Here is a 25,037-nt window from a genome sequence, read left to right as displayed (position 1 = left end):
ACAGCTCCTACAGGTGAACCTCATTCAAGAACAACGAGAGGAATTCAACATGTTCACCAAACACGACCAAATCAAAGGCTACGACGACGAACTGCTGGCGGCGATGAAGGCCGAAGACGCACGTCAGGAACACCACATCGAATTGATCGCCTCGGAAAACTACACCAGCCAACGGGTGATGGAAGCGCAAGGCAGCGGCCTGACCAACAAGTACGCCGAAGGCTATCCGGGCAAGCGCTACTACGGCGGCTGCGAACACGTGGATGTGGTCGAACAACTGGCTATCGACCGCGCCAGGCAATTGTTCGGCGCCGATTACGCCAACGTCCAGCCACACTCCGGCAGCCAAGCCAACGCTGCGGTTTATCTGGCGTTGTTGCAGGCCGGCGACACCGTGCTGGGCATGAGCCTGGCCCACGGCGGGCATCTGACTCACGGTGCCAAGGTGAGTTTTTCCGGCAAGCTCTACAACGCCGTGCAGTACGGCATCGACACCGCCACCGGGTTGATCGACTACGACGAGGTCGAACGTCTGGCGGTGGAGCACCAGCCGAAAATGATCATCGCCGGGTTCTCGGCCTATTCGAAGACTCTGGACTTCCCGCGCTTCCGCCAGATCGCGGACAAGGTCGGCGCGTACTTTTTCGTCGACATGGCCCACGTCGCCGGGCTGGTGGCGACCGGGCTGTACCCGAATCCGCTGCCCTATGCCGACGTGGTTACCACCACGACTCACAAGACCCTGCGCGGGCCACGCGGTGGTTTGATCCTGGCCAAGGCCAATGCAGAACTGGAGAAAAAGCTCAACGCTGCGGTGTTCCCCGGTGGTCAGGGCGGCCCGCTGATGCATGTGATCGCTGCCAAGGCTGTGTGCTTCAAGGAAGCGTTGGAGCCGGCGTTCAAGACCTATCAGGCACAAGTGATCCGCAACGCCCAGGCGATGGCAACAGTGTTTATCGAGCGTGGTTATGACGTGGTGTCAGGCGGAACCGACAACCATCTGTTCCTGGTCAGCCTGATTCGCCAGGGCCTGACCGGCAAGGACGCCGACGCCGCGCTGGGCCGTGCCGGCATCACCGTGAACAAGAACGCCGTGCCCGACGATCCGCAATCGCCGTTCGTGACGTCTGGCCTGCGCATCGGCACGCCGGCGATCACCAGCCGTGGTTTCAAGGAAGCCCAGAGCATCGAGTTGGCCGGCTGGATCTGCGACATCCTCGACCACCTCGGCGATGCCGATGTCGAGGCACAAGTCGCGCGGCAGGCGGCGGCGATGTGCAGTGATTTCCCGGTTTACCGCGACTGATTGCACAGCACAATCCCTGTAGGAGCGAGCCTGCTCGCGATGGCGGAGTATCAGTCAACATCAATGTTGAATGATCTATCGCTATCGCGAGCAGGCTCGCTCCTACGGGGTCCGATGCTGGACTCATCTCTCCCGCTCGCGCACAAGGAAAAGCACATGCAATCAATCGAAAAAATCCCGGTAAAAGTAGAAATCGGCACCAAACTGCGCGGCGCGGAAAAAGTCGCGCGGATTCCGGTGAAAATCATCCCGACCGATGAGTTCCCACGCAAACCCGACTGGATTCGCGTGCGCATGCCGATCTCCCCCGAGGTCGACCGCATCAAGCAACTGCTGCGCAAACACAAGCTGCACAGTGTCTGCGAAGAAGCCTCGTGCCCGAACCTCGGCGAGTGTTTTTCCGGGGGCACAGCGACCTTCATGATCATGGGCGACATTTGCACCCGTCGCTGCCCGTTCTGCGATGTCGGCCACGGTCGCCCGAAACCGCTGGACGTCGACGAACCGACCAACCTGGCCGTGGCGATCGCTGAACTGCGCCTGAAGTACGTGGTGATCACCTCGGTGGACCGAGACGACTTGCGCGATGGCGGTGCCCAGCATTTCGTCGATTGCCTGCGCGAAATCCGCAAATTGTCGCCGGGCATTCAGCTGGAAACGTTAGTGCCGGACTATCGCGGGCGAATGGACGTCGCCCTCGCGATCACCGCCAGCGAGCCGCCGGACGTGTTCAACCACAACCTGGAAACCGTGCCGCGCCTGTACAAAGCCGCGCGGCCGGGCTCGGATTTCGAGTGGTCGCTGGACCTGCTGCAGAACTTCAAGCACCGGGTGCCGCAGGTGCCGACCAAGTCCGGCCTGATGCTGGGGCTGGGCGAGACTGACGAGGAAGTCATCGAGGTCATGCAGCGCATGCGCGAGCACGATATCGACATGCTCACCCTCGGCCAGTACCTGCAACCGTCGCGCAGCCATTTGCCGGTGCAGCGTTTTGTGCACCCGGACACCTTCGCCTGGTTCGCCGACGAAGGCGCGAGGATGGGCTTCAAAAACGTCGCGTCCGGGCCGCTGGTGCGCTCGTCCTATCATGCCGATCAACAACTTCATGGAGGTGCAAAGGGTTTCAAGCCATCATGAAGTGACTGCTCATGCCTGGAGGCCTGTCTCGATGTCTGTTGCCGTTCGCGAACGTCCGCTGTTGATGCTCTGCCTGAGCCTTGCCCTGCCGTGCATGGCGGATGAATCAAGGCCCGAACACATGGTGTATTTGCGCACGATTGATCCGGCCATCCAGCAGGACATCCGCTACGCCAGCGCCCATAACTTCACCGGGCACCCGCTCGATGGTTATCAAGCGCCGGAATGCCTGCTGTCCCTGGACGCCGCCAAGGCGCTGGCCCGGGTACAAACAGCATTGCAGTCCCAAGGCTACGGTTTGAAGGTGTTCGATTGCTATCGCCCCACTCGGGCAGTCGCTGACATGGGGCGCTTCGCCACAGAACCGGGCGACCCGCGCAAAACCGAGTTCTATCCGCGGGTCGACAAACAGGACTTTTGGCGCTTGGGCTACGTGGCCCGGGTGTCCAATCACTCCAAGGGCGGGACCGTCGACCTGACCATGACCGGCCCGGGTGCCCTGCCCGCCGACACCTGGACGCCCAGCGTCACAGCCGTTGATTGCACGGCGCCCTACGGCCAGCGCTGGCACGACGGCGCGGTCGATATGGGCACCGGTTTTGATTGCTTCGATGAGCGCGCGCATACCGACTCCACGCACATCAGCGTGGCGGCCAAAGCTAATCGCCAGCGGCTCAACAGTGCCATGGAGAAAGAGGGATTCAGCGGTTACTCGGCCGAGTGGTGGCACTTCACCTACACCCGCGATCCAGCATTGAAGAACGTCATGAATTTCCCCATCACGCCGCTGGTGCCATGAGCCCACTTCTCAAAATATGCTCGCTGCTGGCCCTGCTGTTGCCCTGTGCGGCGATGGCGCAGGGACTCGACGACAGTGACCAGTTGATCGTCGTCACCAGCAAAAACTGGGATGACATCCAGGGCACAGCCCAGCGCTATGAACGCAATGGCAGCCACTTCGAAAAATTCGAAGCGCCGTTTGCGGTTGTGCTGGGCAAACACGGCATGGGCTGGGGCAAGGGACTGCTCGACGCAGGTCAACTTGAAGGCCCGATTAAACAGGAAGGCGATGGCAAAGCTCCGGCCGGTGTTTTCAAACTCGGCACCGCGTTTGGCTACGACACTTCAGCTCAAACACGCCTGCCCTACCTCGCGCTGGCTTCGACCATCGAATGCGTGGATGACAGCGACTCGAAACGCTACAACCAACTGGTCGACAATTCGACGCTGACCAACGACTGGACCAGCGCCGAACACATGCATCGTACGGATGACCTGTACCGACAAGGGATTTTCATCGAACACAACACACCGGCATCCCCCGCCGCTGGCTCCTGCATCTTCTTCCACATCTGGCGCGGCCCGGCAGCACCGACCCGTGGCTGCACCGCCATGACGCCGGCGGATATCGCTCGTTTGTTCAGCTGGCTCGACCCGCGCCAGTCCCCGCTGCTGGTGCAACTGCCCGAGGCGCAATACCAACAGTTGCGCGAGCGCTGGCACCTTCCGGAACGTTGACCTACCTGTGGCGAGGGAGCTTGCTCCCGCCGGGCTGCGCAGCAGTCCTGTTTTGAGGGGCCGCTTCGCGCCCCAGCGGGAGCAAGCTCCCTCGCCACAGGTTCAATGTCACGCTTTTCAGGCGTTTCGCCTCGCGGATCTTGCGAGCCGTTTCCACAAACGGCGTAACGATCAGGCTATACAACGTCAGGTAACGCTCATCGTCCGCTTCCCCAGTGCCAAAACGAATGGCCTCGGGTCTGGCTTGGGTGACGTAGAGCGTGCCGAACATCCAGTCCCAGAGCGACAGGTTCACCCCAAAGTTCTTGTCATGATGCCGGGGTGCGTCGCTGTGGTGAATCTGATGCTGGGCCGGGCTGTTGATCACATGCTCGACCACAGGTCCAAATGACAGCCAGACATGGCTGTGCCGCAGGTTGGATGCCAGGGCATTGAGGATGAACACCATGTAGGCCACGCCGAACAGCGTATAGCGGCTGATCTCCCCGCCACAGGCGTACCAGAAGATGCCGGCGAAGGCACCGACGCACACGATGTCGATCAGCCGCTCGACGATCTTCTCGATAAAGTGCAGCCGGCTCGCGGTTACTGGCACCAGCACCGGCGCCGAATGATGGACCTTGTGGAATTCCCACAGAAAGCGGGAATGGTAGGCGCGATGGGCCCAGTAATGGATGAAGTCTTGCAACACAAACACACCCAGCCCGTAGAGCAACGACAACGCCAGGTGTTCCTGCACTTGCACCCGCGCGCCCCAGAGATGAGTGAAAAAACTCACGTAGTCGCCGGAGCGCAGAACGTACGGGTCAACCAGCCCAACGACCGGCACCACCAGCACCACGCGCAGAATCGCCCGGACGAAGTAGTAGCGGTAATCCAGCAACGCCGAGGGATGAAAATAGACGCGGTTGCCGCCGATGAACTGCCAGAACGTTGGCGCATCGGTCAGCCCACGGGATTTGCGCCAGCGGAACAGGCAATACGCGACGGAATAGGAGGTAAAGAGGAAGGCGAAACAGAGACGGCCATTGAGGTCGAACAGGCCAACGAATTGCTCGCTGACAGGCGCGATCACCCACCTGAACAGGTCATGGTAGAGAAGTGCGAGAACATCCATAACTACGTGCCTGGTAACTGTAGGAGCGAGCTTGCTCGCGATGGTCGTTAGCGATTACGCGTAAAACCAGATGCCCAGCGGCGCCTTTGAGTTTTTCGCGAGCAAGCTCGCTCCTACAGGGGGTCTGACGAGTTACCGAGTGTAGACGTTACTGCGGTTGAATCCTATTCACGCCTGCGAACTTTGATCAATCGGCACCTCCAAAACCGACGTCCTGGCCAGCAGGAAATACAGAATCCCCGGTACCAACAGCCCTACGATCCAGGAAATGTCGACGCCGCCGAGCTGCGCGACCATCGGTCCGGAATAAAAATGGGTGTCGACGAAAGGCAACTGGATCAGCACGCCAATGACGTAAACGCCGATTCCGCGCAGGTTCCAGCGACCGTAGCGACCCGCCGGGTCAGACAAGGCCGGGATGTCATAACGCTCCTTGTTGATGAAGTAGTAATCGACCAGGTTGATCGCGCTCCATGGCGTGAAGAACGTCAGCAGGAACAGGATGAAGTACTTGAAGCTGTTCAAGAACGAGTACTGCCCCACCAGCGCCAGCGTGGTCGACGCCGCGATAATCAGCAGCACAAACAACATGCGCTGGCGGGCGGTGATTTCCAGACGGCGACGAAAGCCGCTGATGATGGTCGCCACGCACATGAAGCTGCCATAAGCGTTGAGGGTCGACACCGTGACCTTGCCGAACACCACGCTCAGGTACAGCAACGAGGCGATTACCCCGGTACTGCCCAGACCGACAATCGTCGCCACTTCATGACCACGAAAATTGGCGCCTGCCAGCGCCGCTGCAAACACACCCAGCACCATCGACGCCTGGGCACCGAGCACCGTGCCGAGGCCGACGGCGGTAAAGGTTTTCCACGATGAGGTCTTGCTCGGCAGATAACGCGAGTAATCCGCCACATACGGGCCGAAGGCGATCTGCCAGGAGGCGGAAAGTGACACCGCCAGCAGGAAGGTGCTCCAGCCGAAATGGCGGTTTTCCAGCAACAGACCGATGTCGTTGAGGGTCATCAACCGGGTGAACAGATAGACGAACGCGATGACGCCGAGCACGCTGGCCACCCGCCCGACCAGATGAATCACCCGATAACCGAACATCGTCAACAATGCGATGCACGCGGCGAAAATCAGAATGCCGGCGCTGTCGCTGACGCTGATCAACTGAGCAATCGCCTGCCCCGACAGCACAGCGCCGGTGGCGCTGAAACCGAGGTACATCAGGCACACCAGCACAATCGGGATCGCCGCGCCGTAGACCCCGAACTGCACGCGGCTGGAGATCATCTGCGGCAGCCCCAGCTTCGGCCCTTGCGCCGCGTGCAGCGCCACCACGGCACCGCCCAGCAGCTGGCCGATCAGCAAGCCGATCAGTGACCAGAACACATCGCCGCCCAACACCACGGCCAATGCTCCGGTGACGATCGCGGTGATCTGCAGGTTGGCCCCGAGCCATAGAGTGAACTGGCTGTAGAGGCTGCCATGGCGTTCGACCTCGGGGATGTAATCGATCGAACGGGTCTCGATTAGGGGACTTCGTTGTGGGCTATCCATTGGTTGGCTCTCTTCAAAAATAGAGGCATCACTCACCCCCTGTAGGAGCGAGCTTGCTCGCGATGGACTTGAGGGCGACGCGTTTATCCAGCAAACACGCGTTGTCGTTACGTCCATCGCGAGCAGGCTCGCTCCTACAGGGGATTACGGCTGTTTTTATTGTTTGGTTATGGCCACTTGCGCCGGCCGCGGTTCAAGCCCGGCAAACGCTGCCTTGGCCCACACCACCTTGCCGCCCACCATCGTCAGCAACACTTCATTGCGCCCCAGCGCTTCCTCGGGCACCTGCATGAAATTTTTATCCAGAACGATCAAATCAGCGAACTTGCCGACCTCGACCGAACCCACCACTTGCTCCAGCTTCAGTTGCTCGGCGGCATTGACGGTGATGGTGCGCAGGACTTCGGCGCGGGACAGCACCGGGTCGGCATTCACTTTGCCCGCATAGTCGGGGCCGTAGCTGTGCGGGTTCTGTGGATCACCCGAGCGGGTGACGCCGATCTTCAACGCCAGCAGTTCATCGAGCGGGTCCACCGGCCAGTCACTGCCATAGGCTATCCGCCCACCTGCGCGGGCGATGCTGCCCGACGGCTCCATGCGCCCAAAGCGCTCGGCACCGAGGTGATCACTGGTGCCATCGACGGTGGACGGCGCCTGCTGTGCCCACTGGAATGACATGTTGGCCGTCACATCCAGCGCCTTGAAGCGCCCGTAGTCGGCGGGGTCCACCGATTCGGCGTGGGTGATGGTCGGGCGGAACGGAGTGCCGGGCAATTGCTGACGCACATAAGCGATGCCGTCGAGGGAGTCACGCACTGCACGGTCGCCGGTGGCATGCAGGTGCGGATCGAAACCGGCCTGCACGGCTTTCAGCAGTAGCGGATCAAGCACTTGCGCCGGGAAATACAGCTCGCCACGGTTTTTCCCCGGCGTCCATTTCGGCGCCTTTTCGGTCCCCGCATTGTGCAAGTACGGCGTCAACATCGCCCCGGTGTCGGCCGGCGCGTTGATGATGCCATCCATGAACAATTTGACGTGACGCATGCTCACACCCGGCGCGACCTTGGTTTCACCCTGATCGTAGAGGCTGGCCAACGCCTTGGCCTCGGCGATGGTTTTGTCCGGGTCCGCAGCGGCGGCAGCCGGGTCGAGTTTGATCGCCAGCAAGGCCCGGGCGGTCAGCTCGCCAGACTGCTGCAGCGTGGTGAAGGCCTTGCCATTTTCCGGACCCGACAAGGCGTCGAAGAAACTGGTGATGCCTTGCTGGCGCATGGCGTCGAGCGCGGCGCGGATCTGGATCAGCTTCTCGGCATCGGTGGCGGGCGGTACTACGGCGGCCATGGTATCGGCGGCGCCGTCCTCGCAAATGCCGGTCGGGTTACCCGCCTTGTCGCGGGCGTACTTGCCATCGCTGGGGTTGGCGGTGTGCTTGTCGATGCCGGCCACCGCGAGGCCGCGAGAGTTGACCAGCACGGTGTGGAAGTCGGTGGAGCGCACCTGTATCGGACGTTTGGTTTTCAGCGCATCGAGGGTCGATTTGTCGGGATCGCCGTCGAGCCCGTCCATGCCCATGCGATCCCAGCTGCCGACTTCGAGCCAGACGTCGGGCCCCTTGTCCTTCTCTGCATCGAGACAGGCCTGAATGGTTTCCTGGAACACTTTGCGGGTCATGGTCTGGTATTTCAGATCACACAAGGTCATCGCGCGCCCGCCGTCCCCGGGGTGCATGTGCGCATCGATGAAACCCGGCATCAGCATGCGCCCCGCCAGGTCGATCTGCTGCGTCTGCTTGCCGATGTACGAAGCAACGCCCTCATCGCTGCCGACATACACGATCTTGCCGCCCGTGACCGCAACCGCCTGCTGCACCGAGTCCTTGCCATCGACGGTGTACACGTAGCCGTTACGCATGACCATGTCGGCCGAAGTCGACGCCTGAGTCTGGCACCCCACGAGCCCCACGCAGGAAACAGCCGTTGCACCGGCAACGGCGATAAATAGCCTGGACAATTTCAATGGCCTCACCTCTGTTTTTATAGTTTTTGAAGGGCTCGGCCAGACGGCCGCGCATGCCCTTTATTTGCAGGGCATACCCTATAGAGCCAGACGCCCGGATGGACCTCTACAAATGAGGAGGGGGCCGACAATTCGTGGGGGGGCAGGATTCAATCAGACAGCCATCGGCGCAAGGTCCTGCAGCGTTCATCAGGTCATTCCGACGGCGGCTAAACATACACTGGCGAAGAATGTTTAACCGGCAGTGGTTCAGCCGTTGAACATGATGAAAACCTGCTGAAAAACGAGGAAACATCCGACGTGATTTTAGGGTTGGCCGTCGGAAGCGCGACGGTTAGCGTGGCAGCTCAAAACTTCCTACGGAGATTCACCATGAGCAAGGTCACCGACATACCCGCCGGATCAGAAGTCGAAAGCACTGCCCCTTACGTCTCCACGCCGTCCAAAAAGCTGCACCATGCGGTCAATCGCGCCCTGGACCATTACCTGAAACCCTCCGTATCAGACGTCCCCCACGCGCCCAGCTCTATCTTCGTTGTCGCACCGGACATCAACAACGAAACCTTATTGGCCTACGCCTGTGAATCGCTGGCGTCGGCCAGCGTGTTGGCCAATGAGTTTTCCGGCACGCTTGACGGCGCGCACCGCAACACCATGCTGGCTCTTCAGCAGGTGATCATGCTGGGTGAACTGGCAGTGAGCCGAGTACTGGACAACATCGGCACGCCGCAACGGGTGTAAGCCTGGCCGCACTCAATCGCGGCGTGTGATCTCTGCCAGCGTGTTCGGCGAACGCAGCACGGAACCGAGTTCAACCTTGCTCTTCACCCCCAGTTGCAGGTAACAGTTGCGCAGGTAGGTGCGCACCGTTGCCGGGCTGAGGGCCAGGAGTTTGGCGATTTCCTTGTAGGAATGCCCGGCGGCGAACAGCATCGCGGCCGTTCGTTCCCGTGGAGCCAGCACCGCACCGCGCGGCTGTGTTTCCAGCGACAGGATAACGTGCTCGGCGTTGGGCGTGAGGGTCAATGCGGCGCGTCCCAGGCGCATGACACAGGGCGCCTTGGGCAATTGCGCGATGACTTCGGTGGGCAGCGTCGAACCGTTCCAGCCGGGCAGTTGCCGTTGAATGACCGCGCATAATCCGGCACCGACATAGAGCAGATCGCCGTCCAGCCGGGCAATGCCGAAATCGCTGGCACCGTTGCCGGTGTCGACGCGGATCATGTCTTGCACCTGAAATCGCCACAGCTGCAACAGGTGATCGCAGAACGCCGAAAACAAAGCGGCCTCATTGTCGTTGAAGCCCGAGGCGTCAACACCTCGATAGAGACAGACGAAAAACATCAAGCCGCTTTCCGGCAACTCGAACGTGATGCACATCGGGTGGTAGAGATCATGGCGACGAGCGAAGTCGTTCACAGCGTCACTCGGGTCGGTGAAGCCGCTGTCGCGGATGACCTCGCCGGGATGGCTCAGGGTCGCATGGGAGAACTTGTCGATGCCCGCCGATTGATGCCATTGAGCGGCAAAGGAGTCGGGCAGATTGATCCGCCCGTGCATCCAGCTCTGCGGCGGTGCGCTGTCGACCGAGTTGGACATCTCACCCCACCAGGCCGAGGCGAAGGGCACCAGTTGGCGGAAAACCTGCAGACCATCGGCGATGAATTCAGCGGTGCCGCACTCTCGCGCCAAACGTCCCAGGTGCAGCACACAGCGGTTGAACGCTTGCAGCGCGGCCATCGAGGTATCGATGCCGACCTTGTTACCCTCCTCCATCACTCTGATCCTGTTTGCTACATGGCGTATTAATTCGACCATGCCACAGGGCCCACTAAGACGTCCACAAGGCTAAGCGGTTGAAGCGGCTCTTTGTAGGAGCCAGGCTTGCCGGCGAAGGCGTCCGTGAGATCGCCATCGCCGGCAAGCCGTGCTCCTACAGGTCTGGTTTGCCTGCGAGCAATAATGAAGCTTCGATTTCCTCGGCAACCAGGCTGGCGATGCGGTTCATGTTGCGGTCACGGATGCCTTGTTCCTTGAGCATGGTCACCGTGCGAAACAGGTACTGTGCTGCCGAACCCCAATGCCCCGCCGCACGGGCCAGGACCTGGGCGACCTTGTCCATCGGCAGCTTGCCCGCATAAGCCTTGCCGTCTCGCGTTGCGACAAAGGCCAAGGCGCGCAGTGGCCCGGATTCGGTTTTCACCGTTATCCAGCGCGCCACATTGGTCGGCGGGTTGGCGTCGATTTCCCGGGCCAACAACAGCCCGATTTGTTTGAAGTGGTCTTGCGCGGGTAGCCGATAGGCCAAGCCCTGGCAACTGCCGCCACGGTCGAGGGCCAGCATCAGCGCGGGTAGCTCGCGGGTGCCGCGCCAGCGGGTCAGGGTCAGGCAGAAGGAGCGATGCCAGCCATAAGCGATGGCACCGCGACGCTCCTCGAATTCGAACTCCGGGTTCCAGATCAGCGAGCCATAGGCAAACACCCACAGGTCTTGCGGCGTGTATTCGCGCAGAAGGGTTTCGACCATCGCATCGACCTCTGCCGGCGTGTGCTCGGTGGTGCCCGGTTCGGGCCCTGGGTCGGGCTCGTACCGTTCGACGTGAGCGACCAGTTCTGCGGTCAAGTCGCGTCGGGGGGATTGTCTGGTTTTGGCTACGTCCATATGCGCCTCTCGATATGGATCCAAACAGTTGATCAACAGGAAAGACTAGCAGCGCGCATCCAATTGTCTCTGCGTGGCGCTGACCGTCAGTCGACCGGACTGTCCATCCCATACAATCGTGGCCGTCGATCCCGGTGCAGGTCGTTGCGCTCGCTGATGCGCTTGTTGCGCGCCTCGGCGAGGTTCAGGGTGGCCAGTAAAATCTGTTCGCCGCCCTGCTCCGCCGGCCCGGCCAACGGATAGCCGTCGGCATCGACAATCACCGAACCTTGCACCCACCCTACCCCGCGCTCATGGCCATAGCGGTCGCAGGCGGCGATGAACATACGGTTCACCGAAGCGTTGGCCTGCACCCGCAAAACTTCCGCCGGACGCTCGGTTTGCGGTCGCGGGCCATCCGGCCAGTTGACCGGCGCACAGAGCAAATCGGCACCGGCCAGCGCCGGCAGGCGCACCCACTCGGGGAACTCCAGGTCGTAGCAGATCAGCATGCTGATGCGCCCGTGCACCGTTTCGATCACCGGCGGCGCGGCACTGCCGGCGCTGAAAATTTCCTTTTCGGCGTCCCACAGGTGCGCCTTGCGGTACACCGCACGCACGCCCTGGGCATCGATCAGCGCCGCGCTGTTGGCCAGTTGATCACCGGCCAGGTGCTCGCAAAACCCGCCAACCACGACGATGTTCAGTTCCCGGGCTAGCGCCTGCCACAAGCGCAAAGCCGGACCATCGCACGTTTCCGCCAAGGCCAAGGCTTCGTTGCGGCTGGCGAACAGATAACCGCTCTGTACCAGTTCCGGCAGCACCACGACGTGGGCACCTTGCAACGCCGCCGAGCGAATCGCGCGCTCGGTGAGGGTGCGGTTGTAAGCGAGGTCGCCGATTTTCGGTGCCAGTTGGCAGCAGGCGACCACGGTATTTTTTGCAGTGTTCAATGCACCGTCTCCGCAGATTGATGGGCCATGGCGACAATGTCCTTTTCGGTGATCGAATCAATGACCCGGCGTTCGGCAGCGAGGTCCAGCGACCGACTGAGGATGTAGTACGTCAGCCCCGACACCACCAGACCGACCAGCCACGCGATATCGACGCCTTCGAGCATGCGCGCCAGTGGACCGACGAACACCTCTTTGTTGGCGGCGGCATCGAAGATGTAGAAGAACGGCACCATCGCGGCGAAACCGATCAGGTACGAGACGATGCCGCGAAATTGCCAGGCACCGTAGATGCCCTTCGGCGTGAAGAAGTGCGGGATCGCGTAGCGGCCCTTGCGCACGAAGAAGTAGTCCACGAGGTTGACCGCCGTCCACGGCACGAGGAAATACAACAGCAGCACGAGGAAGGTGTTCAACAGGGCAATGCCGTCACCTTTGATCGACAGCACGCAGGTCAGCAGGATCAGGCTGATGACGCTGATCGACAGCACCCGTGCACGGGGGGTCGGGGTGATTTTCCTGACCGAGTCGACACCGGTCAGCAATGTCAGCATGGCGCTGTAAGTGTTGAGCGCAATGATCGGCAGGAAGCCCGCCACCGATACGATCACCAACAGATTGCCCAGCCCCGGAACCATCGAAGAACCGACCTGATTCAGCGCCACCAACGCATCCGCCGCTTTCAGCTCCTGGGCCAGCCAGGCACCGAGGCCGATCATCCAGCTGCCCGACAACGAGGCACCGATGAACACCGCTGCGATCAGTTTCGGGCGGCTGGTGTTCTTCGGCAGGTAACGCGAATAGTCGGAAACGTAAGGCGCATAGGAAATGTTGTAGCTGGCGCCGATGGCAAACAGCGTGGCGAAGGCGACCCAGTTGAAACCCAGGTCGGTCGCCGGGGTGACGCCTTCAGAACCTGCGCCGAACATTAGGGCGATGGTCACCAGCGCATACAACGGCAATGTCGCCAGCAACGCCCATTTGAAGGCCTTGTGCATCAGGTCGTGGCCGTAGATCGACAACAGCGCGCCGGCCAACACCACGGCCACGGCGACGATCGTCGGGTTGATGCCGAACACATGTTCGAGGCCGTTCATGATCAACGAGATGTTCACCACGTTGAAACCGACGAACACAAACATCGTCGCCATCAACGCCAGGATGACGCCGCGATAGCCAAACTGCGCGCGGGACTGGATCATCTGCGGCAAGCCCATCTCCGGCCCTTGCGAACCGTGGAACGCCATGAAAATGGTGCCGAACATGATGCCCAAAGCGCCGGCCAGCAGGGTCCACAGCGCCGACAAGCCGAGGCTTGGGCCGACAAAACCGATGGAGATGGTGAAGAAGTGGAAGTTGCCGAGAAACCAGAACGGCCCTTGGCTGCTGAGTTTGGCGTGACGCTCGTTTTCCGGGATGTAATCGATCGAGTGGCCTTCGATGGCCAACCCGCTGCTGGCCTCGGCGGCGTGCGCGGAAAGTGGGGACCCTGACATACGATGGTACCTATGCAGTTGATTGTTTTTGTTGTGGGTGCAGCGGCCGGTTCGACGTCCAGATCCGGTGAAACTCCAGAAAAAGCTGACGATGACCCTGGTTTCCCTGCAATGTATGGCGAAGGTCCGGGCGGTAAAATATCGCAGGCACACTGTTTACATAGATCCGGGTCTATGTGAGTAAACATCGGGAGCCCCGCATGCTGGGAACTGTATCGGAACTGGATCTGCGCTTGATCCGGGTATTTCTCACTGTCGTCGAGGCCGGCGGGATCTCGGCGGCGCAAACCGCCCTCAACACCACGCAACCGACCATCAGCGCACAACTGGCGACACTGGAGGCACGGGTCGGGTTTCGCCTGTGCGAACGCGGGCGCGGCGGCTTTTCGGTGACGCCCAAGGGCGGCCAGTTTGTCGAAGCGGCACGGCGTTTGCTCGCGGCGGCTGAGGGCTTTCGGGTTGAGGTGCAGCACATCAACCGTAAGGTCTCGGGCAACATCAACATTGGCCTGCTGGGGCAAATCGACCCTGTGGCGAACAAGAAAATCGGCTTGGCGATTGCACGGCTGCGGGCCAAACACGAGGGGCTGTACTTTCATTTCACCGAGCTGTCGTCGTCGTTGCTGGAAGAGAAAATCATCAACAGCCATATCGACCTGGCGATCGGTTACTTCTGGCACCGCTTGCCCAACATCGACTACTTCCTGCTGTTCCAGGAAACCCAGATTGCCTACTGCGCGCCGTCGCACCCGCTGGCCGAGCAAGTCGGCGCGCTGACCCGTGAAGATGTCAGCCACTACGACTGGGTGTGGCCCAGCCATCCCCTGCCGGAAATGCCGGCACCCACCTCCATCGAACGCCTGACCGTACTGACCGACAGCATGGACGGTGCCGCCCTGCTGATTCTGTCCGGCCAACACTTGGGTTTTCTTCCGCAGCACTATGCGGCCCGGTATGAACAGCTCGGGCAATTGCTTCCTTTGAATCCCGATTTGCTGCGCTATGAAGTCGGTTTTCATGCAGCGGTGCGGCATTCGGCGCGGCAGCGGGATTTGGTGAGTGCGTTCCTCAACGAGTTGATTGAAATCTTCAGTTCACCCTGAGTCGGATTTTTCCTTTGCACCGCTCATCTTCATGACTGGCTCAACCGCTATATAGTTTTGTATATTGCGCATCTCAAATCGCCAAGACATGCCCATGAGCCGTATTCGCCAACACAACCAACAGCTGATTCTGGAGGCCGCCAGCGCCGAATTCGCCGCCAAGGGGTTCGACGCCACCCAGACCCGCGACATCGCGGCGCGAGCCGGGGTGCCGAAGGCGAATTTGTATTACTACTTCCAGAGTAAAGAGAACCTCTACGCCAAGGTGCTGCTGGGGTTCGTCGAGCCGCTGCTGGCGGCATCCGCGGTGTTGCGTGAAAGCGACGACCCGCTGGTGGGTTTGCCGGCGTACATCGCGGCGCGGATTCGAATCGCGCGCGAGCATCCACACATTGCGAAGGTGTTCAGCGACGAGTTGTTGCTGGGGGCTAAACATCTACCTGTGGAGTGCCGCGACCTGCTGTACGCCGAGGCCCGGCGTAACGTCGAATGCTTGCGCAGCTGGATCGAACGGGGTTTGCTGGCACCGGTTGATCCGGAGCATTTGATGTTGTTCATCTGGTCGGCAACGCGCACGTATACCAACCTGGGGTGGCAGATGGCGCACATCACCGGGCGGGAAACCCCGGAAGATGCGGATTATCAGCAGGCAGCGGCGACCATTACCCGGTTGGTGTTGGGGGGCGTGGTGCCTGAGGTCAGGCAGCCACAAAAAGTGAGGATGTTTGCAACTTGAACACCCTCCTGATCCGATGGCTGGGTCTGTAGGAGCGAACGCGCTCGCGATGGTCGTTAACGATAACGCGTGTTTACTGGATAAACGCGTCGCCCTCAGGTCCGCTCGGCGCCATATTTGAATTCCGTGAGCAGCGGAGCTTGTGTCGGAGCTGCCGAAGGCTGCGATCTTTTGATCTTGCTTTTAAAAAAATCAACATCAAAAGATCGCAGCCTGCGGCAGCTCCTACAGGGGCATGGTGGTTTCAGATCTGGATATCTTTGGCCGGGATGACGTCGATTCTTGCAACGGAACCAGTCAGGTGCGCCAGATCCTTGTTGTGCTCGGTAATGATGTCTTCGGCAGTGAGGTTGCCATTGTCGACGGTTGAATGCGCGTCCGCCGCCAGCACCACGTCATAACCCAGCTTCAACGCCTGACGCACGGTGGCATTGACGCAGTAATCGGTTTGCAGGCCGCAGATGATCAGGCGTTCAGAATCCTGCTCCGACAACAGTTTTTTCAGGTTGTTCTGGTAGAACGAATCCGGGGTGGTCTTGCGTACGCGCAGATCCTTGGGCGAGGTTTGCAGCCCTTCGGCCAGTTGCCAGCCAGCGGCGTTGTGCGCCAGCGGGCTACCCGTTTCTTCGTGTTGAATGAGCACCACCGGCACCCCGGCATTGCGGGCTCTGGCACTGAGGCCGTTGATGGTGTCGATGACGCGGTTGATCTGGAAGCACTCATATTCGCCTGAGCACAAGGCCTGCTGGACGTCGATGACTAACAATGCAGTGGTCATGATTCCTTCCTTGAAAAGTCAGAGGATCAGGGGACGAACATAAGTCCGTCCCCTTTCAAACACAACCCTCAATAACCCAGCGACAACCCGGTATTACGCCGTGGATCGTTGGCACCGTAGAAGCGGTTCTTGCCCACCGGTTTACCGTCCAGCGACGGCGCACCCACGATAATTGCCGCCAGGTGGTTGGCATCCTGGGGACCGGCAAACTTGTGACCCCAGCTTTCGAGAATCTTCACCGTGTCCGGGCTGGTGGTGAACGTCTCCAGGTTGGTTTCCTCCGGCAGCCATTGCTGGTGGAATCGCGGTGCATCGACCGCTTCCTGGATGTTCATGCCGTAGTCGATCACGTTGAGCATGGTCAGCAACGTCGCGGTGATGATGCGGCTGCCCCCGGGAGTCCCGAGGACCATGACCACTTTGCCGTCCTTGGTGACGATGGTCGGGCTCATCGATGACAGCGGTGCCTTGCCGGGGGCGATGGCGTTGGCTTCGCCTTGCACCAGGCCATACATGTTCGGCACGCCGATTTTCGAGGTGAAGTCGTCCATTTCGTCGTTGAGGATGACCCCGGTCTTGCTGGCCATGACCCCGGCACCGAACCAGTCGTTGAGGGTGTAAGTCACCGACACCGCATTGCCCCATTTGTCGACGATGGAGTAATGGGTGGTGTTATTGCCTTCATGGGGCGCTACGCCGGGTTTGAGGTCGCGGGATATGGCGGCTTTCTGCGGGTTGATGGCATCGCGCAGTTTGGTCGCGTAGTTTTTATCCAGCAGGTGGGCGATCGGGTTTTTCACGAAATCCGGGTCGCCGAGGTAGCTGTTGCGGTCCACATAAGCGTGGCGCATCGCTTCGATCTGGTAGTGCATGCCCTGGGCCGAGTGATAGCCCAGATCCTTCATCGGGTAGCCTTCGAGGATGTTCATGATCTCGCAGATCACCACCCCGCCAGAGCTCGGTGGCGGCGCCGAGACGACGTGGTAGCCACGGTAATCGCACTCGATCGGCGCCAGTTCACGGGTCTTGTATTTGTCGAGGTCGGCCTGGGTGATGATGCCCTTGTTGGCCTGGCTGGAAGTAACGATGGCATCCGCCACCCACCCCTTATAGAAGCCGTCTGCGCCCTTCTCGGAAATGGTCCGCAGAGTTTTGCCGAGGTCTTTCTGTACCAGCTTCTGCCCGACCTGCATCGGTTCGCCGTTACTCAGGAAGATCGCGCCGGAGTCCTTGATGTCCTTCTTGAACACGTCGGTGGCGTAGTCCAGCAAATCGACATCGCCCTGCTCCAGCACGAAGCCGTCTTCGGCCAGTTTGATTGCCGGGGCGATGACTTCCTTGCGCGGCTTGGTCCCGTATTTACTTAGCGCCATTTCCATGCCGGACACGGTGCCCGGCACGCCGACGGCCAGGTGGCCACGGGTGCTGAGGTCCGGGACCACGTTGCCCTCTTTGTCGAGGTACATATCGGCAGTTGCGGCCAGCGGGGCTTTTTCGCGGAAATCGAGGAAGGTCTTGCGACCATCGGCCAGTTGAATGGTCATGAATCCGCCGCCCCCCAGGTTGCCGGCGGCGGGATACACCACCGCCAGCGCATACCCCACTGCAACAGCGGCATCGACGGCGTTGCCGCCACTTTTGAGTACATCCACGCCCACATGGCTGGCCAGATGCTGGGCGGTGACCACCATGCCGTTTTCCGCAGCAACCGGGGCCACGGAAGCAGCATGGGCAGTCAGGCAGCTGAGCGCCAATGAGGTCGCAATCAGCGATTTGGCAAAAGGTTCGTACTTCATGATTCGGTCTCTTTTTGTTTTTTGGCTCTGCACATGGACAGAGAGAACGCTTCAAAAGCAGTACGAAGTATGGTCGCAATTGCGCATTGCGCCTCCCCGTCGAGGCAGTATCCTTAACGCTTGTTCAACAATTCGCGGCGGCCCCCGGCATGACTTACACCTGCATCACCCTGGCGTCGCCGGTCGGCGAATTGAAGCTGGTCGCGAACGGTTCACGACTGGCAGCCATCCTCTGGGAAAACGACAAACCGGGCCGGGTACGGCTCGGGCCAATGAGCGAAGCGCGGGACAATCCAGTCCTGATACGCACCGCCGATCAACTGCGCGAATATTTCGCCGGCACACGCAACCGATTCGATCTGGAGCTGGATTTTGCCGGCACCGAGTTCCAGAAAAAAGTCTGGGCTGCCCTGCTGACCATTCCATTCGGCGAGACCCGCAGCTACAGCCAGATCGCCGTGCAGATCGGCAACCCGAGCGCAGTGCGGGCGGTGGGTGCGGCGAATGGCAAGAACCCGATATCGATTGTCGCGCCGTGTCATCGGGTGATTGGCGCGTCGGGGAAATTGACGGGGTTTGCGGGGGGACTCGAGGCCAAGGAAATGTTGCTCACCCTTGAAGGCGGGCAATGGCCCGGAACAGCGCGCCTGCCGGGCTTTTAATCATTTATTTGAAATCAAAAGATCGCAGCCTTCGGCAGCTCCTACATTAGATGTGAAATAGGTAGGAGCTGCCGAAGGCTGCGATCTTTTGATCCTGTTTTTAGTTGAAGAGGTTTTTCATGGCGGCAAACTGCAACAGCATGATGGTTTTGGCGTCGCAGATTTCGCCGCGATAGAACGCATCGAGCGCCTCGTCGAACGCCCACTCCAGCACGTCCAGTTCTTCGGTTTCTTCTTCCAGCCCGCCGCCGTCACTGACCTTCGAAGTTGCATCGTACTCAGCGATGAAGAAATGCAGTTTTTCCGTCACCGATCCCGGACTCATGTAAGCCTCAAACACCTTCTGCACGTGATGCACGCGGTAACCGGTTTCTTCTTCGGCTTCGGCGCGGATGCGCTCCTCGGGCGCCGCGCCTTCGAGCAACCCCGCCGCCACTTCAATCAGCAAACCATCGTGACCGTTGACGAATACCGGCAAACGAAATTGCCGGGTCAGCACCACGGTTTTCTTTTCGCGGTTGAACAGGAGAATCGCCGCGCCATTGCCACGGTCATAGACCTCACGCGTCTGGCGCTGCCATTCGCCGTTATTGCGTTGGTAATCGAAGGTGATTTTCTTGAGCAGATACCAGTCGTGGGACAACACCTGGGACTCAAGGATGTTGACCCGTTCGGCTGTGTTCGACATGACAACGCATCCTGTTTTTTCAGAAGACCCACATCTTAGGTGAAAACGCCGGACGCTTGATTCCTCAAGCAAGCTGCGCTTTGAATTCTTTCAGATATTGACCCGCCAGCGACTCTTTCTGTTTGTCGTCCAGCAGCTTGCCGGCCATCTGGAAAAACTTCTGCTCTTCCTCCTCCAGGTGGTGATGGACCTTCTCCGACAGCTTCTTGGCAGTGGCCAGCCAGGCTGGGCTGGACATCTCGGTCTCGTCGAGCTCCTCCATCATTTCATCCATTTCGTGATGCTCGGAGATCGCGTGGCGGCTGAGGTCGACGCCGTTGTCGAACTCCATCAACGGGATGTAGAAATGCCGTTCTTCAGCGGTTTCGTGAGCCTGGAGTTCGGACTTGAGCTGTTTGTAGGCATCGACGCGTTCAGGGGTGTCGCCGCTGGTGCGGATCAAGGCTTTGGCATAAGTGCGTTGGCGCTCATGGCTTTCGCGCAGGGCTTCGAAAATATTCACGGAATGTCCTCACAGGCAGCGTTCTGGAATGACGCGTCTTTTGGCTAGACATCTGCGTACAGGTGACGGTTCCACGTTGCCGGGATGGATCAATCGCCACGCGCGGGATAGGCTGGCGCTTCACTGCCATAAGGACATAGCCATGCCCCTGCGAGTCGAGCTGTCGCAAAACCCCACGGAAGAACAACGCCAGGCCATTCTGCAACCCTTGCGCGCCTATAACGCCTCGAAGGTCGAGGGGGCCGTGCCCGAGCATGTCGCCTTGCTGGTACGCGACGATAACGACGAGATCGTCGGTGGGCTCTATGCCCGGCTGTTTTATCGGTGGTTGTTCATCGATCTGCTGTCGGTGCCGGAACAGGCGCGGGGCAAGGGCATGGGGTCGAAGTTGATGCAGATGGCCGAAGACCTGGCGCGGGAGAAAGAATGCATCGGCCTGTGGCTGGATACTTTCGACTTCCAGGCACCCGAGTTCTACAAGAAGCACGGCTATAGCGAAATCGGGCATATCGCCGACTACCCGCCGGGGCATAAGCATTACTTTTTTCAGAAGCGCCTGAATAATTCATAACCGTTAAAAGATCGTCCGGCCGCGTTCGGACGATCTTTTGATCTTGATCTGCCTACAGGCAAGTCGCCAACGCCGCCAACCGGCGCTTGGCGACAAAATCATCCTGCTGCGCGTAGTAACTCAACACGGTGCCCGACGCATCGGTGGTCACGTCGACAAAAGACTCCGCCGAACGGGTATAGACGGTCGTGCCGGTCTTCTCGCCTGGCTGCAGATAAGCGGCGGCATCGACACCAAACACCGCTTCGTCCTGCCAGGAAAACTGCACGCACTGGGCCACGACTTTTTCCGGCTTGTCCGACTTCAGGGTCTTGTACGGGGGTTTGGTGCGGGCGTCGCTCATCACCGAGCCCGCGCATCCGGCCAGCAACGTCGCGGCCAGCGCCACCATCAGAATTCGCATTGCATTCGCTCATCAAGAAAAAGCGGACTGTACCACTCTGCCAGCACGTATCGTTCTGCTTTACTGCATTTATAACGCGACACCGCGTAACGATTCGCGCACCCTGTCGCGCCATCGCGCTCCCACTTTTTCTGGAAATCCAATGACACCCAATGCCGAGTTTTACAAGCCGACGACCGAATATGCCGACAAGCTGATCAGTCAGATCGGTCAGACGCCGTCCTGGATCGCCAAGCGAATCGGCGTCACCGACAAGCGGATCCGTTACATCCTCGACGGCGAAAGAACCGTCAAAGGCGAAACCACGCTGATCCAGATGACTTACACCGAGCAGTTCGCCCTCGAATGTCTGGCGGCAGCGGCCAAGGCGGCCAAGAAGCAAGCTTCGCAACCCATTTCCAAGGAGTGACCATGGCGGCATCTGAACAGCAACACGAACAGGCACTGAAAAAATTTCTCGATGAACGCCCCGAATTGCGAGTCGAACTCGATAACCTGAACCCGCTGCTTGCCCAGGCCAAGGGCGAAACCCCGGCCCAGTATCGCGACGAACGTTTGCACGAAGCCTTCGAAGCCGAAGCCGAGCGCCTCGACCTGTTCGCCTGGGAACTGACGTTGCAACTCACCGCCGCAACCCCCGAGGACTACCAGGCGCAGCGCCTGGAAGTGCATCGGGAAGTGGCAGAGATGGCCGGTATGGACTGGCTGGAATATTGCGAGTTATATGGACTGCGCCCGTAACACCGCCGCTCAAGGATGCCGCCACCGATGCTGCCCACGCCATCAAGTCACCGCGCCAGTCCCGGTCATCTGCACACGCAGAAATGGCGTGGACGCATCGGCCTGACGCTGGTGGCCATGCTCTCGGTGCTGGCCGGCATGACGGATGCAATCGGCTTCATGGCCAGCGGCGATTTCGTTTCGTTCATGAGCGGCAACACTACCCGAATGGCCGTCGCCATCAGCGCTGGCGACCTGGGGTTGACCCTGCGCCTGGTGCTCCTCGTCGCCACGTTCATCTTGGGCAATGCGCTGGGCATTATCGTCAGTCGCCTCGGTGGCCGCCGGGCGCTGCCCTTGCTGCTCAGCATCGCCGCCCTGCTGTGCGGCGCGGCAGCCTGGCCATATGACTCGCAGCTGCCGGCCTTGTTGGCGGCGATCATTGCGATGGGCATGCTCAATGCTGCGGTGGAAGAAGTGAACGGGCTGCCAGTCGGCCTGACCTACGTGACTGGTGCCCTGTCGCGCTTCGGTCGCGGACTGGGGCGCTGGATACTTGGCGAACGGCGCAACGGTTGGCGCGTGCAATTGATCCCCTGGACGGGCATGTTTGCGGGCGCGGTGCTGGGTGCCGTGCTCGAACATCATTTGGGCCTCAAGGCGCTGTTTGCCAGCGGCCTGCTGGCTGCGTTGTTGGGGTTACTGTCGCTGAAAATTCCCAGACGGTGGCAGCTAGGCTATATGCCCCGTTAACACCCCAATCCCTGTAGGAGCTGCCGAACCTTCGGCAGCTCCACAGTGGGATCGGTAAACGCCCTTCGCCGCCCCGCCGATAAAGCTTTATCATGGCCGCAGTTTCGCTGATCGAGTCCGCCATGAAGTTCGCCATTGCTGTGTTTTCCGCCGCCCATGCGCCCTCCTCGCGCCGCGCCTTGTTGTTCGCCCAGGCCGTGCTGGCCGGCGGGCATGAGATTGTCCGGCTGTTTTTTTACCAGGACGGCGTCTACAACGCGTCCAGCAGTGTGGTGACACCGCAAGACGAATTCGACTTGCCCAAGCAATGGCGCGCCTTTGTCAGTGAACAGCAACTCGATGGCGTGGTGTGCATCGCCGCTGCACTGCGCCGTGGCGTTCTGAACGAAGAGGAAGCCAAGCGCTACGCACGCGATGCCGTTGCGGTAGAAACGCCTTGGGAATTGTCCGGCCTCGGCCAGTTGCACGACGCGGTGCAGGATGCTGACCGCCTGATCTGTTTCGGAGGCGCGTGATATGCCTAAATCCTTGTTGATCATCAGCCGTCAGGCGCCATGGTCCGGGCCGGGCGCGCGGGAAGCGCTGGACATCGTGCTCGCGGGTGGCGCCTTCGACTTGCCCATTGGCCTGCTGTTTCTCGACGACGGCGTGTTCCAGCTCGCCGCAAAACAGGACGCCAAGGCTCTGCAACAAAAAGACCTGAGTGCCAACCTGCAAGCCCTGCCGATGTTCGGTGTCGAAGAGTTGTTCTTCTGCGCCAAGAGCGCCAAAGAACGCGGCCTGGACCCCAGCGCACTGTCGCTGGAAGAAGCCGAAATGCTGGCCGCCCACGAAATCACTGCACTCATTGACCGTTACCACCAGGTGATCACCCTCTGATGTCGACTTTGCATGTGTTGTCTCATTCCCCGTTTGGCGACTCCCGCCTGACCAGTTGCCTGCGCGTGATCGGCCCTCACGACGCGTTGCTGCTGTCTGGCGACGCGGCTTATGCCCTGCAACCTGGCACTGCACCGTTCAGCGCGCTGAACGCTCGCGGCCTGAAACTCTACGTCCTGACCGAAGATGCCCAGGCCCGCGCTATTCATATTCCTGACTGGGCCATGGCCATCGATTACCCCGACTTCGTCGAACTGTCGATTCACCACGACAAGGTCAACAGTTGGCTATGAATGTATTGACCGTCGGCGCTCGCGCCATCGAGTTGGACAAGGACGGTTTTCTGGTCGAACTGAGTGACTGGTCTGCCGACGTCGCCAGCGCCCTGGCAGCCGCTGAAGACATCGACCTGAGCCCGGAGCATTGGGAAATCCTCGAACTGCTGCGCTGTTTCTACGCCGAATTCCAGTTGTCACCGGCCACCCGCCCGCTGATCAAGTACACCGCATTGAAACTCGGCCCGGACAAAGGCAACAGCCTGCACCTGAACCGACTGTTCAAAGGCACCCCCGCCAAACTCGCCGCGAAACTGGCGGGCCTGCCCAAACCGACGAATTGCTTATGACCGACTACCCAGCGCTGAACCTCAAAACGCCCGCCGAACACCCGTTCGCCCAGTTCGTACGGATCCTCGGCAAAGGCAAACGCGGCGCCCGCGACCTGACCCGCGAAGAAGCCAGCGAAGCCATGGGCATGGTCCTCGACGACAAGGTCGAGGACACCCAGCTCGGCGCATTCCTGATGCTGCTGCGCCACAAGGAAGAAAGCGCCGAGGAAATGGCCGGCTTCACCGAGGCCTTGCGTGCGCGCCTGAATCCACCTGCGCTGGCGGTCGATCTGGACTGGCCCACCTACGCCGGCAAGAAACGGCATTTGCCGTGGTATCTGTTGGCGGCCAAGTGCCTGGCGCAGAACGGCGTGCGCATCTTCATGCATGGCGCTGGTGCCCACACAGCGGGCCGGCTCTATAGCGAGCAATTGCTGAATGATTTGAAAATTCCGCTGTGCCGTAACTGGCAGCAGGTCAGTGCGGCGCTGGATAACGGCGGTCTTGCATTCATGCCGCTGGTGGACTGGGCACCGCAACTGCAACGCATGATCGACCTGCGCAACACCTTGGGCCTGCGTTCGCCGATCCATTCCCTGACGCGAATTCTCAATCCACTGCGCGCGCGCTGTGGCCTGCAAAGTATTTTTCACCCTGGCTATCAGGCGGTGCATCGCGATGCCAGCGGCTTGCTTGGCGACACCGCAATTGTGGTCAAGGGCGATGGCGGCGAGATCGAGATCAACCCGGATGCCGACAGTCACCTCTATGGCACCATCGGCGGCGAAAGCTGGGATGAGGAATGGCCGCAACTGTCGAGCCAGCGCCACGTCAAACCCGCTTCGCTGGAACCTGAGCATTTGAAAGCCGTGTGGCGTGGCGATGTGGTCGACAGCTACCCGCAAATGGCCCTGATTTCCACCATGGCTTTGGCCTTGCGTGGCCTAGGCCAAAGCCGTGAGCAAGCGTTTGAGACTGCACAGCAGTATTGGGATGCGCGGGACAGATCGATTTAACCGATCATAACTGCCCAACCTTTGCGCTTTTTGTTCGAACTCATGGGCATAGACTCAGCTCCAACGAATA

At 60.1% G+C, this 25,037-nt stretch carries 29 protein-coding genes; 17 read left to right on the top strand and 12 right to left on the bottom strand.

Going from position 1 to position 25,037, the window contains the following annotated elements; genetic code table 11:
- Positions 1-49 precede the first annotated feature (49 nt).
- The 4 genes from glyA (at position 50) to KUF73_RS18480 (ending at position 3,961) form a co-directional block, all read left to right on the top strand.
- Positions 50-1,306 carry a serine hydroxymethyltransferase gene (gene glyA / locus KUF73_RS18495; RefSeq protein ID WP_218439498.1) on the top strand — a complete coding sequence of 419 codons (1,257 nt, stop codon included), beginning with the start codon at positions 50-52 and terminating at the stop codon, positions 1,304-1,306.
- Between the two features lie 156 nt (positions 1,307-1,462).
- The gene (gene lipA / locus KUF73_RS18490; protein ID WP_218439497.1) at positions 1,463-2,443 is read left to right on the top strand and encodes a lipoyl synthase; all 981 of its coding nucleotides are present in this window, start codon (positions 1,463-1,465) and stop codon (positions 2,441-2,443) included.
- A gap of 31 nt (positions 2,444-2,474) precedes the next feature.
- Positions 2,475-3,242, top strand: coding sequence for a M15 family metallopeptidase (locus KUF73_RS18485; RefSeq protein ID WP_218439496.1), 768 nt, complete (start codon positions 2,475-2,477; stop codon positions 3,240-3,242).
- Positions 3,239-3,961, top strand: a complete 723-nt coding sequence (locus tag KUF73_RS18480) for a L,D-transpeptidase (RefSeq protein WP_218439495.1) — start codon at positions 3,239-3,241, stop codon at positions 3,959-3,961. Before KUF73_RS18485 ends, KUF73_RS18480 begins: the two co-directional genes overlap by 4 nt.
- Position 3,962: 1 nt before the next feature.
- On the opposite strand, the gene KUF73_RS18475 is transcribed toward KUF73_RS18480, so the two are convergent.
- From KUF73_RS18475 to KUF73_RS18465, 3 genes are all read right to left on the bottom strand, one after another.
- Positions 3,963-5,078 carry a sterol desaturase family protein gene (locus KUF73_RS18475; protein ID WP_218439494.1) on the bottom strand — a complete coding sequence of 372 codons (1,116 nt, stop codon included), beginning with the start codon at positions 5,076-5,078 and terminating at the stop codon, positions 3,963-3,965.
- Positions 5,079-5,246: 168 nt separating this feature from the next.
- On the bottom strand, positions 5,247-6,647 hold the full coding sequence (locus KUF73_RS18470; RefSeq protein WP_218439493.1) for a cytosine permease: 1,401 nt from the start codon (positions 6,645-6,647) through the stop codon (positions 5,247-5,249).
- Between the two features lie 156 nt (positions 6,648-6,803).
- A complete protein-coding gene (locus KUF73_RS18465; RefSeq protein ID WP_218439492.1) occupies positions 6,804-8,663 on the bottom strand; it encodes an amidohydrolase in 1,860 nt (619 codons plus the stop codon).
- Positions 8,664-9,035: 372 nt separating this feature from the next.
- On the opposite strand from KUF73_RS18465, the gene KUF73_RS18460 reads away from it, so the two are divergent.
- The gene (locus KUF73_RS18460; protein WP_218439491.1) at positions 9,036-9,404 is read left to right on the top strand and encodes a DUF6124 family protein; all 369 of its coding nucleotides are present in this window, start codon (positions 9,036-9,038) and stop codon (positions 9,402-9,404) included.
- A 12-nt stretch (positions 9,405-9,416) separates the two neighbouring features.
- On the opposite strand, the gene KUF73_RS18455 is transcribed toward KUF73_RS18460, so the two are convergent.
- The 4 genes from KUF73_RS18455 to KUF73_RS18440 all read right to left on the bottom strand — a co-directional run bounded on the left by KUF73_RS18455 (position 9,417) and on the right by KUF73_RS18440 (position 13,753).
- Positions 9,417-10,439, bottom strand: coding sequence for a helix-turn-helix transcriptional regulator (locus tag KUF73_RS18455; RefSeq protein WP_218439490.1), 1,023 nt, complete (start codon positions 10,437-10,439; stop codon positions 9,417-9,419).
- Between the two features lie 157 nt (positions 10,440-10,596).
- Positions 10,597-11,325, bottom strand: coding sequence for a gamma-glutamylcyclotransferase (locus KUF73_RS18450; protein WP_218439489.1), 729 nt, complete (start codon positions 11,323-11,325; stop codon positions 10,597-10,599).
- An 86-nt stretch (positions 11,326-11,411) separates the two neighbouring features.
- Positions 11,412-12,257: a nitrilase family protein gene (locus KUF73_RS18445; protein ID WP_218439488.1), complete on the bottom strand. Its 846-nt coding sequence runs from the start codon at positions 12,255-12,257 to the stop codon at positions 11,412-11,414.
- Entirely contained in the window at positions 12,254-13,753 is a 1,500-nt protein-coding gene (locus KUF73_RS18440) for a cytosine permease (RefSeq protein WP_218439487.1), read from the bottom strand. Before KUF73_RS18440 ends, KUF73_RS18445 begins: the two co-directional genes overlap by 4 nt.
- A 200-nt stretch (positions 13,754-13,953) precedes the next feature.
- Between KUF73_RS18440 and KUF73_RS18435 the strand changes: the two genes are divergently transcribed.
- Positions 13,954-14,856, top strand: a complete 903-nt coding sequence (locus KUF73_RS18435; protein WP_218439486.1) for a LysR family transcriptional regulator — start codon at positions 13,954-13,956, stop codon at positions 14,854-14,856.
- A gap of 94 nt (positions 14,857-14,950) precedes the next feature.
- Positions 14,951-15,592, top strand: a complete 642-nt coding sequence (locus KUF73_RS18430) for a TetR/AcrR family transcriptional regulator (RefSeq protein WP_218439485.1) — start codon at positions 14,951-14,953, stop codon at positions 15,590-15,592.
- 244 nt (positions 15,593-15,836) lie between these two features.
- On the opposite strand, the gene KUF73_RS18425 is transcribed toward KUF73_RS18430, so the two are convergent.
- Positions 15,837-16,370, bottom strand: a complete 534-nt coding sequence (locus KUF73_RS18425; RefSeq protein ID WP_218439484.1) for a cysteine hydrolase family protein — start codon at positions 16,368-16,370, stop codon at positions 15,837-15,839.
- 68 nt (positions 16,371-16,438) lie between these two features.
- A complete protein-coding gene (gene ggt / locus KUF73_RS18420) occupies positions 16,439-18,166 on the bottom strand; it encodes a gamma-glutamyltransferase (protein ID WP_218439483.1) in 1,728 nt (575 codons plus the stop codon).
- Positions 18,167-18,315: 149 nt separating this feature from the next.
- On the opposite strand from ggt, the gene KUF73_RS18415 reads away from it, so the two are divergent.
- On the top strand, positions 18,316-18,828 hold the full coding sequence (locus tag KUF73_RS18415) for a methylated-DNA--[protein]-cysteine S-methyltransferase (RefSeq protein ID WP_218439482.1): 513 nt from the start codon (positions 18,316-18,318) through the stop codon (positions 18,826-18,828).
- 100 nt (positions 18,829-18,928) lie between these two features.
- On the opposite strand, the gene KUF73_RS18410 is transcribed toward KUF73_RS18415, so the two are convergent.
- Together KUF73_RS18410 and KUF73_RS18405 are read right to left on the bottom strand one after the other, a co-directional pair.
- Complete coding sequence (locus KUF73_RS18410; RefSeq protein WP_218439481.1) at positions 18,929-19,516, bottom strand: NUDIX domain-containing protein; 588 nt, start codon at positions 19,514-19,516, stop codon at positions 18,929-18,931.
- Positions 19,517-19,580: 64 nt separating this feature from the next.
- A complete protein-coding gene (locus KUF73_RS18405; protein WP_218439480.1) occupies positions 19,581-20,018 on the bottom strand; it encodes a hemerythrin domain-containing protein in 438 nt (145 codons plus the stop codon).
- Between the two features lie 142 nt (positions 20,019-20,160).
- Here KUF73_RS18405 and KUF73_RS18400 point away from each other — a divergent pair, with 142 nt between their 5' ends.
- Entirely contained in the window at positions 20,161-20,589 is a 429-nt protein-coding gene (locus tag KUF73_RS18400) for a GNAT family N-acetyltransferase (protein ID WP_218439479.1), read from the top strand.
- A gap of 52 nt (positions 20,590-20,641) precedes the next feature.
- Here the strand turns inward: KUF73_RS18400 and KUF73_RS18395 are convergent, their stop codons facing one another.
- Positions 20,642-20,992, bottom strand: coding sequence for a hypothetical protein (locus tag KUF73_RS18395; RefSeq protein ID WP_218439478.1), 351 nt, complete (start codon positions 20,990-20,992; stop codon positions 20,642-20,644).
- A gap of 142 nt (positions 20,993-21,134) precedes the next feature.
- On the opposite strand from KUF73_RS18395, the gene KUF73_RS18390 reads away from it, so the two are divergent.
- The 8 genes from KUF73_RS18390 (at position 21,135) to KUF73_RS18355 (ending at position 24,967) form a co-directional block, all read left to right on the top strand.
- Positions 21,135-21,401, top strand: coding sequence for a hypothetical protein (locus KUF73_RS18390; protein WP_218439477.1), 267 nt, complete (start codon positions 21,135-21,137; stop codon positions 21,399-21,401).
- A 2-nt stretch (positions 21,402-21,403) separates the two neighbouring features.
- Positions 21,404-21,733, top strand: a complete 330-nt coding sequence (locus KUF73_RS18385) for a DUF6388 family protein (protein ID WP_218439476.1) — start codon at positions 21,404-21,406, stop codon at positions 21,731-21,733.
- Positions 21,734-21,760: 27 nt separating this feature from the next.
- Entirely contained in the window at positions 21,761-22,465 is a 705-nt protein-coding gene (locus KUF73_RS18380; protein WP_218439475.1) for a YoaK family protein, read from the top strand.
- A gap of 122 nt (positions 22,466-22,587) precedes the next feature.
- On the top strand, positions 22,588-22,980 hold the full coding sequence (gene tusD / locus KUF73_RS18375; RefSeq protein WP_218439614.1) for a sulfurtransferase complex subunit TusD: 393 nt from the start codon (positions 22,588-22,590) through the stop codon (positions 22,978-22,980).
- Between the two features lies 1 nt (position 22,981).
- The gene (tusC, locus tag KUF73_RS18370; protein WP_218439474.1) at positions 22,982-23,344 is read left to right on the top strand and encodes a sulfurtransferase complex subunit TusC; all 363 of its coding nucleotides are present in this window, start codon (positions 22,982-22,984) and stop codon (positions 23,342-23,344) included.
- On the top strand, positions 23,344-23,637 hold the full coding sequence (gene tusB, locus KUF73_RS18365; RefSeq protein ID WP_218439473.1) for a sulfurtransferase complex subunit TusB: 294 nt from the start codon (positions 23,344-23,346) through the stop codon (positions 23,635-23,637). Before tusC ends, tusB begins: the two co-directional genes overlap by 1 nt.
- Complete coding sequence (locus tag KUF73_RS18360) at positions 23,634-23,969, top strand: TusE/DsrC/DsvC family sulfur relay protein (protein ID WP_218439472.1); 336 nt, start codon at positions 23,634-23,636, stop codon at positions 23,967-23,969. The genes tusB and KUF73_RS18360 overlap by 4 nt, the downstream gene beginning before the upstream one ends.
- Positions 23,966-24,967 carry a glycosyl transferase family protein gene (locus tag KUF73_RS18355; protein ID WP_218439471.1) on the top strand — a complete coding sequence of 334 codons (1,002 nt, stop codon included), beginning with the start codon at positions 23,966-23,968 and terminating at the stop codon, positions 24,965-24,967. Before KUF73_RS18360 ends, KUF73_RS18355 begins: the two co-directional genes overlap by 4 nt.
- Positions 24,968-25,037: the final 70 nt, after the last annotated feature.

It is taken from the genome of Pseudomonas sp. PD9R, assembly GCF_019200975.1.
Taxonomy (GTDB): domain Bacteria; phylum Pseudomonadota; class Gammaproteobacteria; order Pseudomonadales; family Pseudomonadaceae; genus Aquipseudomonas.
The sequence above is the reverse complement of the archived record's forward strand: the minus strand, read 5'-3'. Positions and strand labels throughout refer to the sequence as shown.